At 35.8% G+C, this 12,059-nt stretch carries 10 protein-coding genes and 1 pseudogene (1 of these 11 cut by a window edge); 4 read left to right on the top strand and 7 right to left on the bottom strand.

The genetic code is table 11. The features are described from left to right. Nucleotides 1-2,124: the 3' portion of an efflux RND transporter permease subunit gene (locus EGX95_RS02420; RefSeq protein ID WP_000375585.1), read on the top strand. 921 nt of this gene lie to the left of the window's left edge; the window shows 2,124 of its 3,045 coding nt (coding positions 922-3,045); its start codon lies off the left edge, out of view; its stop codon occupies nucleotides 2,122-2,124. Nucleotides 2,125-2,348: 224 nt separating this feature from the next. Here the strand turns inward: EGX95_RS02420 and pstA are convergent, their stop codons facing one another. The 3 genes from pstA to EGX95_RS02405 form a co-directional block, all read right to left on the bottom strand. After that, the gene (pstA, locus tag EGX95_RS02415; protein ID WP_000994142.1) at nucleotides 2,349-3,269 is read right to left on the bottom strand and encodes a phosphate ABC transporter permease PstA; all 921 of its coding nucleotides are present in this window, start codon (nucleotides 3,267-3,269) and stop codon (nucleotides 2,349-2,351) included. A 2-nt stretch (nucleotides 3,270-3,271) separates the two neighbouring features. Continuing rightward, nucleotides 3,272-4,162 carry a phosphate ABC transporter permease subunit PstC gene (pstC, locus tag EGX95_RS02410; RefSeq protein ID WP_000676682.1) on the bottom strand — a complete coding sequence of 297 codons (891 nt, stop codon included), beginning with the start codon at nucleotides 4,160-4,162 and terminating at the stop codon, nucleotides 3,272-3,274. A gap of 70 nt (nucleotides 4,163-4,232) precedes the next feature. Then, the gene (locus EGX95_RS02405) at nucleotides 4,233-5,132 is read right to left on the bottom strand and encodes a phosphate ABC transporter substrate-binding protein PstS (protein ID WP_000245119.1); all 900 of its coding nucleotides are present in this window, start codon (nucleotides 5,130-5,132) and stop codon (nucleotides 4,233-4,235) included. Nucleotides 5,133-5,644: 512 nt separating this feature from the next. Here EGX95_RS02405 and EGX95_RS02400 point away from each other — a divergent pair. From EGX95_RS02400 to EGX95_RS02390, 3 genes are read left to right on the top strand one after another with little or no spacing between them, the layout of a single operon-like run. Next, complete coding sequence (locus EGX95_RS02400) at nucleotides 5,645-5,902, top strand: FeoA family protein (RefSeq protein WP_000252983.1); 258 nt, start codon at nucleotides 5,645-5,647, stop codon at nucleotides 5,900-5,902. After that, complete coding sequence (locus tag EGX95_RS02395; RefSeq protein WP_000033851.1) at nucleotides 5,899-6,621, top strand: FeoB small GTPase domain-containing protein; 723 nt, start codon at nucleotides 5,899-5,901, stop codon at nucleotides 6,619-6,621. The genes EGX95_RS02400 and EGX95_RS02395 overlap by 4 nt, the downstream gene beginning before the upstream one ends. Further along, entirely contained in the window at nucleotides 6,599-7,999 is a 1,401-nt protein-coding gene (locus tag EGX95_RS02390) for a nucleoside recognition domain-containing protein (RefSeq protein ID WP_000443586.1), read from the top strand. Before EGX95_RS02395 ends, EGX95_RS02390 begins: the two co-directional genes overlap by 23 nt. Before the next feature lie 62 nt (nucleotides 8,000-8,061). Here the strand turns inward: EGX95_RS02390 and EGX95_RS30160 are convergent, their stop codons facing one another. From EGX95_RS30160 to gerLA, 4 genes and pseudogenes are all read right to left on the bottom strand, one after another. Further along, on the bottom strand, nucleotides 8,062-8,199 hold the full coding sequence (locus EGX95_RS30160) for a hypothetical protein (protein ID WP_000493998.1): 138 nt from the start codon (nucleotides 8,197-8,199) through the stop codon (nucleotides 8,062-8,064). An 11-nt stretch (nucleotides 8,200-8,210) separates the two neighbouring features. Next, nucleotides 8,211-9,376 (bottom strand): annotated as a pseudogene (locus tag EGX95_RS02385) (Ger(x)C family spore germination protein). Next, complete coding sequence (gerLB, locus tag EGX95_RS02380) at nucleotides 9,360-10,484, bottom strand: spore germination protein GerLB (RefSeq protein WP_000802032.1); 1,125 nt, start codon at nucleotides 10,482-10,484, stop codon at nucleotides 9,360-9,362. Before gerLB ends, EGX95_RS02385 begins: the two are co-directional and overlap by 17 nt. Continuing rightward, complete coding sequence (gene gerLA, locus EGX95_RS02375; protein WP_140421427.1) at nucleotides 10,485-11,963, bottom strand: spore germination protein GerLA; 1,479 nt, start codon at nucleotides 11,961-11,963, stop codon at nucleotides 10,485-10,487. Nucleotides 11,964-12,059 lie beyond the last annotated feature (96 nt).

Here is a 12,059-nt window from a genome sequence, read left to right as displayed (position 1 = left end):
TTTTCTATTAAACTTTTAGCATCAACTCATGAACAAGTTGAAAATGCTGTTACTAGTATGGGAAAAGAAGTAATCCTTGGAGCAATTGCGGCAACTCTAATTATCTTAATCTTTTTACGCAATTTCCGAACGACACTCATCGCTGTTGTCAGTATTCCATTATCTATTTTATTAACACTCTTTTTACTACACCAATCTAACATCACACTTAACACTCTAACACTTGGTGGTTTAGCCGTTGCAGTTGGACGTCTCGTCGATGATAGCATCGTTGTCATTGAGAATATTTTCCGCCGGTTACAAAAGGAATCTTTCTCTAAAGATATTATTCTCGATGCAACGAAAGAGGTCGCCGTCGCAATTACTTCTTCCACCTTAACAACGGTCGCTGTTTTTTTACCTATCGGCCTCGTATCAGGAGTAATCGGAAAATTAATGTTACCTATGGTATTAGCGGTCGTATATTCTATACTATCGTCCTTAATCGTTGCACTAACAGTTGTGCCACTTATGGCTTTTTTACTACTCAAAAAAACAAAACACAAAAAGCCAAGTTCTTCACCACGATATACGGCTACATTAAAGTGGGCTCTTTCGCATAAATTCATTATTCTACTTACTTCTTTTTTATTATTCGCAGGATCGATTGCTGCCTATGTATTACTACCGAAAGCGAATATAAAATCTGAAGACGACACAATGTTATCTATTAATATGACTTTCCCAGCTGATTACGCTCCTGAAACACAAAAACAAAAAGCCTTTGATTTCGAAAAGAAGCTACTTTCTAATTCAGATGTAACGGATGTTATTTTACGAATGGGATCTAGCGCAGAAGATGCACAATGGGGGCAAACGACCAAAAATAATCTCGCAAGTATATTGGTAGTCTTTAAAAAAGGTTCTGATATTGATCAGTATATTAAAGAGTTAAAGAAAGAACATAAAACTTTTGAACCCGCTGAACTTGATTATATAAAAATGAGTTATTCAAGCTCTGGCGGCGGCAATAATTTGCAATTCAACGTAACAGCCACTAACGAAACGAATTTAAAAGAGGCTGCTACTATCGTCGAAACAAAACTAAAAGATATGGATGATCTTTCTAAAGTAAAAACGAATTTAGAAGACTCTAAGAAAGAATGGCAAATCCATGTTGATCAAACAAAGGCCGAACAACTAGGATTAACACCAGAATTAGCAGCTCAACAAGTAGCATTCCTTATGAAGAAATCACCTATTGGTGAAGTTTCAATCAATAACGAAAAAACTACTATTATGATAGAACATAAAAAAGAAAGCATTACTAAACAAGAAGACATTTTAAACACAAACATACTATCACCTATTAATGGACCAATTCCTTTAAAAGACATTGCAACTATTTCAGAAAAACAACTTCAAACAGAAGTCTTCCATAAAGATGGAAAAGAAACCATTCAAATTACCGCAGAAGCTTCAAATGAAGATTTAAGTAAGGTAAGCGCAGAAGTGAACAAAGCGATAGCCGACTTAGATTTACCTAACGGAGCCAAAGTAAATATCGCAGGCGCCACTGAATCTATGCAAGAGAACTTCACAGATTTATTCAAGATTATGGGGATTGCAATCGGGATTGTATATTTAATTATGGTTATTACCTTTGGGCAGGCGCGTGCTCCTTTTGCAATCTTGTTCTCCTTGCCATTAGCTGCTGTCGGCGGTATTTTAGGATTAATCATTTCAGGAACACCAGTTGATGTAAATTCCTTGATCGGCGCATTAATGTTAATCGGGATTGTCGTTACAAACGCTATCGTATTAATAGAAAGAGTACAACAAAACCGAGAACACGGTATGGAAACGAGAGAGGCCTTACTTGAAGCAGGTTCCACTAGATTACGCCCAATTATTATGACAGCTATTACAACAATCGTCGCTATGCTACCACTCCTATTTGGTCAATCACAAGCAGGAAGTATGGTATCGAAAAGTTTGGCAGTCGTTGTCATCGGCGGTTTAGCAGTCTCAACTGTCCTTACATTAGTAGTCGTTCCTGTAATGTATGAACTATTAGATAAAATCGGGAGAAAAAGACGCTCTCGTAGAAAAATAAATACTTCTACAGAAACACCTGATATTTAAACGAAAAAGCGTTATCTTCACGAATGAAGATAACGCTTTTTCTCTACCTACTCATATAATCCATCATTTTATCCCACTATTTGTGAGCAGTAAAACCCCACTGTTTAAAATTTCACTTTATCTATATAACGAATTACAAATTCAACAATCGCTATACCTTTTCCTTCTATATTAAAACGCAAAAAGAACCCCCTACTTATAAATAGAGAGTTCTTCTTTATAACTTATGCCGCTTTTACCTTCTTCGTCGTTTTACTTTTTCTTTTCGCTCCTGTAAAACGTTTGTGCAATATAGATGCTACTAAGCGTGAAATAACATTGAATAGCAATACCATAATAATTAATACAGCTGCAGACTTTGTCGCAATTAACTTCGCATCTGGAATAATTCCTTCAGAATTTAACTTCCAAATGTGAACCGCTAACGTTTCAGCTGGTCTAAATGGGTTTAAAGGATGAGCAGGACTTGAGAAGTCCGCTGCTGAATTTAAAATTGGAGATGTTAAACCCGCTGTATAAATTAATGCCGCCGCTTCACCAAATATACGACCTGCCGCTAAAATAACACCTGTAATAATTTGTGGTAGTGACGACGGAATAATAATACGAGTGATCGTTTGCCACTTTGTTGCACCTAATCCAAGACTCGCCTCTTTCACATTAGAAGGAACCTCTGAAATCGCATTTTCACAAACACGAGTTAAACCTGGCAAGTTTAAAATTGTTAAAGCAAGGGCACCACCCATTACTGTGTATCCCCATCCTGTCATTGTAACGAACACTAACAAACCGAATAAACCAACAACAATAGAAGGTAAAGATGCCATTGTCTCAATACATAAACGAACAAAGTTTAAAAAACGTCCTTGTTTTGCATACTCTGCTAAATATATTCCAGCGCCTAATCCGAGAGGAATAGATATAATAAGCGTTATAACAAGCATATAGAAAGAATTGAATAACTGCGGACCAATCCCACCACCAGCTCTTGTATTACTTGGTTCTCCAAACAAGAAATTAGGATCCCAAAAACCCCATCCCTTTTGTAAAATCTCAAACACTAAGAACACTAGTAAAGCTACAACTAAAGCCGCAACCGCATAAAAGATACCTGTCCAAACTTTATTTACCGTTCTTGCATTCATTATTATCGCTCACCTCTTTGCCCAATTGCTCGAATTACTAAAATAAACAGGAATGAAATAACAAGTAAAATCATTGCTAAAGTCCATAGCGCATTGTTCCAAGCAGTTCCGTTTAATGTATTTGTCATGTCCATTGTCAAAATACCAGTTAACGTTGCTGTCGGGCTATATATGCCTTCTGGTAATTTAACCGTATTCCCAATTACCATTTGAACCGCTAATGCTTCACCAAAAGCACGCGCTAAACCTAAAACAATACCTGTTAAAATCCCCTTTTTCGCAGCAGGAACAATCACTCGGCTAACCGCTTGCCATTTCGTTGATCCTAAACCATAAGAAGCTTCTAAATAATCAAATGGAACAGAGCGTATTGCATCAGAAGCGATACTAGCAATAGTAGGCAAAATCATTATACTTAATACAACAATACCTGCAATTAAACTAAAGCCCACTCCTCCAAACGAATCACGTAATAGCGGTACTAAAATTGTAACCCCTAATAATCCGTATACAACCGAAGGAATACCAACTAATAATTCTAAAACAGGCTTCAATACTTTATTTCCAAACTTCGGCGAAATTAAATTCATGAATATAGCAAGAGCTATAGCAATTGGCGCACTAATAATAACCGCACCTAACGAAACCACCGTTGAACCTACAATAAAAATTACAGCCCCGAAAGTTCCCTCATCAGCATTTGGACTCCATTTTGTCGATGTTAACATTTCAGTAAACGAGATACCACTTTGCGTAAATGATTGAATTCCTTTACCGCAAATAAATGCAATAATAGCTAATGTAACTAAAACAATAAAAATACCACAAAACGTAACAAGTGATCTTCCTATATATTCACTTTTCACGTAATTAATTTGTTTTTTCCCCTTCATCACAGGACAGACCCCACTTCATAAATTGAAATGAACAGGACTGGCCTTGCAGCCAGCCCCATAAATTTTATTACTTATTTAATTTAGACATTGGAATATAACCCATATCTTCTACTTGCTTTTCAAAATCTTTACCTTTTACATAGTCAATGTAAGCTTTTGTTGCTTCTTTTGCCTCACCTTTCGTTACCATGTACTCGTAAGACCAGAATGGATATTTACCAGACGCAATGTTTTCAACTTTTGGTTCAGCACCATCAATTTTCACTGTTTGTAGCGCACCTTTTTTCTCGCCAACCATGTAAGACATTGCTAAATAACTTACTGAACCTGGAGTAGAGTTAATCGCTTGTTCTACTGCACCGTTAGAATCTTGTGTAGTACCAGTTCCATCATTGATTTTCGCATCTTTCATAATTGTTTTTTCAAATGTAGCACGTGTACCAGAAGAAGCTGGACGATTGATTACGTTAATTTTTTCATCTTTCCCGCCTACCTCTTTCCAGTTTGTTACTTTTCCAGTGAAGATATCTTGTACTTGTTGTACTGTTAAATTATCAACTTTTACATCTTTATTTACGACAAGTGCGAATGCAATACCCGCTACCTTGTTATCTACTAATTCTTTCGCCTTATCAGCATCTTTTATTTTATCTGCAGATGGAACATCTGAGTTACCAATTTGGACCGCACCAGAAGCTACTTGGTTAATTCCAGTTCCACTACCGCCACCTTGCACTTGAATAGAAACGTTTGAATTTTTCTCCATAAATTTCTTTCCAGCTTCCTCTGCAAGAGGCTGAAGTGCTGTAGAGCCTGCAGCTGCTATCGTACCTGACAATTCTTGTTTTGCATTATCGCTTCCTTTAGCATCTTTACCTGATGTCTCTTCTGCTTTTCCACATCCCACTAATGAACCCGCTACCACTAAAGCTGCTAAAGAAAATTTAATACCCTTTTTCATGACCATGTCTTGTACCCCCATTTGGATTATCACTTTTCACATTTGTCTACTTCTTTCGAACACAAATTCATTGTAGGACAATAATATTATGTGAGTGTTAAGCAATTTTTAATTTTAAGTAAATGACGATAATAACCCTTAAAAACTAGGAATCCCAACATTTATAGTTAAAGAACCCAACAAAATCCACACTAATTAAGCTCTAATGTAAATTTACTCTTAACAATGTAAATTCAATGTAAATGTTTTTCGCTCTTTTTCCCTTTGAGTTAAAGTTACATTTACAATTCCGCTGTATTTTGTTACTTTTACACACCTAATTTATGCATATTCCACAGAATTTCAGTAATATTTTTTAGTACAACTAAATAAATTGGAACAATTCTAAAAATAAATGAATATTTTTAAAGTACCAATTGACAGCATCATCCAATGTAGTCTACTATATTACTAACAAAAAGTTTACCTAAGGAAACTTTTTAAACTTAAACTAACAATATAGAGATGAGGTAACTTTTATGGTATCGGCTAATATAAAACCACTTTCCGAATTTAAGACTGGAGAGTTTGTACAAATTGAGAAGATACAATTAGAAGGAACTATGAAACGACGTTTATTAGATTTAGGATTTATCCCTGGCGCAACGATTAAAGTATTACAACGCAGTCCACTTGGAGATCCAGTCGCTTATCAAGTAAGCAACACCACTATTGCACTACGTAAGGAAGAAAGCTCCCTTATTTTCGGGATATTAATAGGAGATGATTTCAGATGAGCAAACATCGCATTGCTTTAGCCGGCAACCCGAATACCGGGAAAAGTACATTATTTAATACTTTAACAGGCTTAAAACAACACACTGGAAACTGGACGGGAAAAACTGTTTTAAAAGCTGAAGGGGAATATGAACATAACGGTAGTAAATATACATTAATAGATTTACCTGGAACTTACTCACTATATTCAAATTCTGCGGATGAAGAAGTAGCAAGGGATTATATTATATTTGAAAAACCAGAAGTAACTGTAGTTGTTATCGATGCAACTGCTATGGAGCGAAATTTAAATTTAGCACTTCAAGTGATGGAAATGACGAGCAACGTAGTCATTTGTATTAACTTAATTGATGAAGCTGAGAAAAAAGGCATCGTTATTGATGAAAAGAAATTAGCAAAATCACTCGGTGTACCTGTAGTTAAGATTTCCGCTCGTAACCGAGTAGGTATCGGTCATTTACTAAATGTTATTGCCAAAGTAGCAAATAAAAAACTAATTCCAACACCAATTAAAATTTCTTATAGCGAAAAAATCGAGAATATGATTCAGGAATTAGAACCACAAATTTATAAATTGTTCGGTGATACGTATCCAGCACGTTGGATTGCGTTACGTATATTAGATGGAGATAAAAATTTCTTAACTACACTTCAACAACACCATAATGAACCACTTGTAAGGGAGGTCGTAATGAATGGAATCTCACTCAGCCAGTAAAGCTCTTCCATTAGACTATATTATTCAACATGCACAAGCACTATCAAAAGAAGATATACGAGATGATATTGTCGGAGATATTTACCGAACATCTGCAAGCATATGTAAAGAATCTGTTCAATATACAAATACGGATAAATTATATCGTTCTGAAAAACTAGATAAAATTTTCACATCTCCAATCTGGGGATTCCCAATTATGCTCGGTATTTTATCTATCATTTTTTATCTTACAATTGCAGGCGCTAACGTACCATCTGATATGATTGCTGAATTCTTCGGATGGGCCGAAGGATATTTAACATCTTGGTTCCAAGCAGCACATGCACCTGAATGGTTACATGGCATTTTAATACTTGGTTTATTCCGTGGTATCGGTGCTGTTATTAGCGTTATGTTACCACCTATGGCCATCTTTTTCCCTATGTTTGCACTATTAGAAAACTACGGATACTTACCACGAGTTGCGTTTAATATGGACCGCTTATTCAAACGCTCTGGTGCACACGGTAAACAATCTTTAACAATGGCAATGGGCTTTGGTTGTAATGCGGCAGCCATTATGTCAACACGTATTATTGAATCACCACGTGAACGTATGCTTGCAATCTTAACAAACAACTTCGTTCCTTGTAACGGTCGCTGGCCTATGTTAATTTTAATGGCTTCATTATTTATGGCTGCTGGTTATACAGGTAGTATGCAAACATTGGTTACTGCTGGTGTTGTAGTTGGAATGGTTGTAATTGGTATCGTTATGACATTAACCGTTTCTTGGGTACTATCAAAAACAGCTTTAAAAGGCGTTCCAACTCACTACACACTCGAGTTACCGCCATACCGTAAGCCAAAGGTTTGGAATACAATTGTGCGTGCAACACTCGATAAATCAGTCTATGTTTTAAAACGAGCTGTTGTTGTAGCTGCTCCTGCGGCTGCATTAACTTGGTTACTTGCTAATATTTTCATCGGTGACACAAGTCTACTTATGTATTTTGTAAACTTCCTAGATCCATTCGCTAAAATGTTAGGACTTGACGGATTTATTCTAGCTGCGTTCATTCTTGGACTACCAGCGAACGAAATTGTTATCCCGATTTTATTAATGTCTTACTTATCAACCGGAGCTTTAACTGAAATAGATGATTTTAATCAAATTAAAAATCTATTCTTAGAAAATGGTTGGACTTGGTTAACAGCGTTAAACACAATGTTGTTCTCACTTCTTCATTTCCCATGTGGAACAACACTGGTTAACATATATAAAGAAACAAAAAGTGCAAAATGGACATTCTTATCGTTTGCAATCCCTACCGTTATCGCCATTGTTGTGACATTCCTCTCTACACAATTGGTACATTGGTTAGGGCTTGTATAAAAACAGAGCATACATAGAAGGTATCCCCCTTCACATATGCTTTGTATAAAAGAAACCTGAAATCATTCAGGTTTCTTTTTTTGCACATCAGTATTCCAAGGCTGCGCTCCATACATTGTGATTTTTTTATGAATGTAGTATATGGTTCCCGGAAGAACTGCCATTAATATTGTGCAACTAATCCCTAATCCAGTAAACACCTTCCATCACCTTACTTTACTCTTTTTGGTAAAGCTGAACCCGAATGTTCAATTGTTGGATGAACATGAACAGTAACCTCAGCATCACTAAAGTAATTTTCACCTTGATCCCAATTCTCACTTATTTTTTTCCACTCTTTATAATTATGCCGCTTATATACTTCCCCTAACTCTAATACATCTACCTTATATTTTTTTGAACAAGCTTGATCGATTTTCGGATGCGCTTCTCCATTTCCTCCGAAATATCCTTCTCTAAACGTTTTTCATTCAAGACCTTTTTATGATCACTAAAGTGTAACTCAGCTATTGTACCTTCCAAATATAAGTGAATATTAAACTTTGGTTTTGTAATATTCTTTGTAGATACTTTAATTTTCCGACGCAACTTATGAATTTCATATGTAATAAGTTGATTCTTTTTGCGGATGGTAAAAAAACCTCCAATTTTTTTACCTATTATATAATTCATCCCTAATGTTTCTTCCCCATTCAAACTACCTACACACTTATTATCCTTCCCACGGAACAACGCTGCCCCGTTCATTTGTACACCTTGCTTTGTTAATTCAAGAATAGGTAATACGAAACTCCGGTTCGCAATCATCTTTTCCTGAACCTCACCAATTCTTGCAGCCTCAACCATTTGGGCATTTTTTGGAGGATGTTCAGCTAACATATCAATATACTGCGCTGGTAAATTTTCAGGCTTAGCGCTCTGTTTCAAAATAGCTTCTGCATCTTTGTCAGAAACGAACAAACGAATATTTCGTCTCATCTCATGATCACGAATATATACATCTAACGTATTTTGTAAAACATATGGATTCCCTAATAAATCTTTAGAAAAAATTATCACTTGTATATGCGGAAAAAATAATGTTCGACTAATTTTTTTAGCAATAATTCGGATTTGCTCAAAGACACTATCTGCTTTCGCACTCACATTAATATAATTTTCACTATCTCCACCACCTTGTCCCCCTTGTTGCGCTAGCTTACTGGGAAGTACCATCTGATACGTCCCTTTCATAATCGGATTCGATTTCTTTTTTTTCACGATATCATAGGCTGCACCTACTACAAATCCTCTTTCTTCTATTTCTTCTAGCTCAGAACACCCACTGATAGATCCAACTAAAACCATAAGCATTATAATTTTAAGAAGGTGTTTCATTTCTACCATTCCTTCTTTTTATTTTATATACAATAAAAACTAATAAAGGTGCTAACACAACAAACCCCATATCTATCCAAGCTAAATACGTCCCATAACTTGACAAAGCATTCAAACTACTAGGCATCATATTCACCATAAAAATAATCGGGGCACTTACAAAAATGAAAATATGTTTCTTCACTTTAGGGAACATAGCACAAAATAATAAAGATGCCACGTCATAATACATGGCCGTAGTGTTATAAATAGTAATAATCCAAGTTGTAAAAAAAATTGCATCAAATCTTTCTAAAAACCCTCCACCAATTTCAATTTCTTTCCCTAATTCAATTGTTGGGTACGTCAATCCACGAGTTGTCATATACGTAAAAACACTAATACAAGTTACATAAATTAAAATGTACGACAACACATTTACCATTACCGCTTTCGCAACTGCCATTGGTGCTTTTTTTGCCGCCTTATCATTCAGCAACACCGCATAAAAGAGAGCTACTTCAAACCCAATAAACGTAAAAATAGAATTCTTAACTCCAACAGCATATTGACTCACTTTTGTTTGAAAAGCTGGTAGTAAATTATTTATTTCCATTAAATTTATATTCAATAAAGAAAGAAGCACGATCGCAATTAAAACAATCGGTAAAAATAGAACATTCAACCTCAATAAGGCCGCTCTTGATCCTGCTATTCCATAAATAACAACTAATAAGAAGAAGAAAGACAATAGTTGTATTGGTGTATCACTAAACAAATACGTTTGAGAAATAATTGAAATCATTCGCGATTCATATGCTGTCAAAGCAGCAAACGTTAATACTAAAATACTACTAATTGTGTATGCAACAGGTTTTGTCAAATGCGCACTCGTATATTGAACAAAGTTTTGTTTCGGGAATAAAATAGCCACCCTCGTTACAAACCAACCTAAAACTGCACATATCAATCCACCCAGAAGCAAAATAATCCAACCGTCTGAGAATAAAGTTTGATTAGCAATATCCCTTGGCATAGACAATGCACCTATACCAATAATGGTTGACGATACTGCAAACCCAAGTTCCCGAGATCCAATTTCTTCATCGCCATACTCAAATGGTTTCAATTATTTTCGCTCCTTTGGACGTATTGTAGAATCTTTCGTTTGTAAATACTCTGGTCTATCTTTCAACATTGATTTTGGCAAACGAATAAGCTCTTCTTTCCAATCTTTATAGAATGCGGGAGCAATTGGAGTTGTATACGGCACACCAACACTTGTTAAATTTGTAATATGAACAGCAAGCGCGATAAGAGCTAGAATGATTCCATACAACCCAAAAGCCGTTGCTGCTAATACAAAGACGAAAAGTAAAATTCGGAACGTAATTGTAATGCTATATACAGGAAGTGAAAACGTAGCAATCGCAGTAACTGCAATAATAATAACTAAAAACGGATTTACAATCCCTGCATTTACCGCAGCTTCTCCTATTACAAGACCTCCTACAATCCCTATCGTTTGTCCCATCGGTTTTGGCAACCTAATTCCCGCTTCTCTTATTAACTCCATCGTTAATGCCATCATTAATGTTTCAATATATGCAGGAAACGGAACACCTTCTCTTGCTCCAGCAATCGAATAAGCCAATTTAGAAGGAATAAGTCCTTGGTGATACGAAACGAGCGCTACATACATCGCTGGCATTAAAATTGCAACTATACCAGAACCCATCCGCAATATTCTTAATAAAGTCCCTATTACCCAACGCTCATAGTGATCTTCCACAGATTGAAAAATATCAACAAATACTAGCGGAGCTATAAGGGCAAACGGTGATCCATCCACTAAAATAGCTGCCTTTCCTTTCGCCAATGAGGCCACAATATTATCAGGCCTTTCCGTATTCAAAAACTGCGGAAACGGCGACAAATTATTATCTTGAATTAATTGCTCAATTGTACCCGTCTCAAAAACGACATCTGTCACTATGGATTGAAGACGCCGATCTAGCTCTTTTACAATGTAAGGATTAATAATGTCTTCTATATATACTAAAGTCACTTCTTTTTGGGATCTCTTCCCCATAATATAAGATTGAAATCTCAGCTTTGGGTCACGTAAACTACGGCGAATTAACATTTTATTCACGTTAATGTCTTCATTTAATCCAATCCTCGGTCCACGTATTAAATCTTCTGTTACTGGTGGTTCTAAACTTCTTTTTTCCCAAGCTCTACTATTAATCACGATAGCAGTTTGAATATTATCAATTAATATAACTGTATCTCCTGCTAAAATCGCATTTATAATATCCGGAAATGTTGTCTTCTTACCAACTTCTGCAATAGAAATAAAGCGATCTAATAATGTTTGAACAACAACTTCGTCTTTTTTTATTTCTTCATATTGAAGTGTACGAACTACATATTTATAAACATTATCCTTATCTGTTAACCCACATAAAAAGACAACAGCACAGCGTGTAAAACTACCAGCAAGGGCAACTTCCCTAATTGTTAAATCATTCGGCGAACCTAACTCATCCCTAATTTCTTTCATAACTTCAAATAAGTTACCTTTTAACTCTAACAAGTCCCCCACCTAACTTCCTTTTCAACAAGTTTTTAGTTAGATTCCGCTAATAGAAGAAAATATATACAAAAAAGAGCTATCTCTTTTCAAAGATAGCTCTAGCAT

The organism is Bacillus sp. FDAARGOS_527 (genome assembly GCF_003812125.1).
In the GTDB taxonomy this organism is placed as follows: Bacteria; Bacillota; Bacilli; order Bacillales; family Bacillaceae_G; genus Bacillus_A; species Bacillus_A paranthracis.
This window is presented reverse-complemented; position numbering and strand designations above follow the sequence as displayed.

Bases quoted from the DNA above. Each gene is read 5' to 3' on its own strand.
- EGX95_RS02395 (WP_000033851.1), top strand. From the start codon at position 5,899: ATGAGCAAACATCGCATTGCTTTAGCCGGCAACCCGAATACCGGGAAA.
- pstA (WP_000994142.1), bottom strand. From the start codon at position 3,269: ATGAATGCAAGAACGGTAAATAAAGTTTGGACAGGTATCTTTTATGCG.
- EGX95_RS02390 (WP_000443586.1), top strand. From the start codon at position 6,599: ATGGAATCTCACTCAGCCAGTAAAGCTCTTCCATTAGACTATATTATT.
- EGX95_RS02405 (WP_000245119.1), bottom strand. From the start codon at position 5,132: ATGGTCATGAAAAAGGGTATTAAATTTTCTTTAGCAGCTTTAGTGGTA.
- EGX95_RS02400 (WP_000252983.1), top strand. From the start codon at position 5,645: ATGGTATCGGCTAATATAAAACCACTTTCCGAATTTAAGACTGGAGAG.
- pstC (WP_000676682.1), bottom strand. From the start codon at position 4,162: ATGAAGGGGAAAAAACAAATTAATTACGTGAAAAGTGAATATATAGGA.